Source organism: Streptomyces barkulensis, assembly GCF_002843305.1.
Lineage (GTDB): Bacteria > Actinomycetota > Actinomycetes > Streptomycetales > Streptomycetaceae > Streptomyces > Streptomyces barkulensis.
This window is the reverse complement of the sequence record NZ_PGSG01000118.1, coordinates 1-629: the sequence shown is the minus strand read 5'-3', so window position 1 is coordinate 629 and position 629 is coordinate 1. Positions and strand designations below refer to the sequence as shown.

1 protein-coding gene is annotated in these 629 nt (G+C 76.0%); it reads right to left on the bottom strand.

Annotated elements, in window-relative coordinates:
- The coding region (locus CUT83_RS30180) for a phosphopantetheine-binding protein (RefSeq protein WP_158239063.1) at positions 1 to 629 on the bottom strand (629 nt) is incomplete at both ends.

Sequence of the window (629 nt, the reverse complement as noted above, 5' to 3'; positions counted from 1 at the left end):
CGTTCCACCACGTCCGCCAGCGCGGCCCGCAGCGCGGCCACGTCCAGGGGCCCGGTCAGCCGCAGCGCCAGCGGGATGTTGTACGTGGCGCTGGGCCCCTCCATCTGGTGGAGGAACCACAGGCGCTGCTGGGCGTAGGACAGCGGCAGCCGTCCGGGCCGCGGACCGGCCGGCCGCAGCCCGCCGGGACGGCGTCCCGGGCCGTCGAGGCGCGCGGCCAGTTCGGCCACCGTCGGCGCCTCGAAGAGGGCGTCGACGGCCAGGTCGGCGTCGAGCAGGGCCCTGGCCCGGCTGATCACGACGATCGCCAGCAGGGAGTGTCCGCCCAGGGCGAAGAAGTCGTCGTCCACACCGACCTCGGGCACCCCGAGCACCTCGGCGAACAGCCCGCACAGAATCTCCTCGCGCGGCCCCCGCGGCGCCCGCCCCGGCCCCCGCCCCACCGTGAACTCCGGCACCGGCAGCGCCGCCCGGTCCAGCTTGCCGTTGGCCGTCAACGGCAAGCCCTCCAGCACCACCAGGGCGGAAGGCACCATGTACTCCGGCAGCACCCCCGCCACCGCCGCCGACACCGCACCCCGGTCCAGCTCCCCCACCCCGGCCGCCGGCACCACATAACCGACCAGACG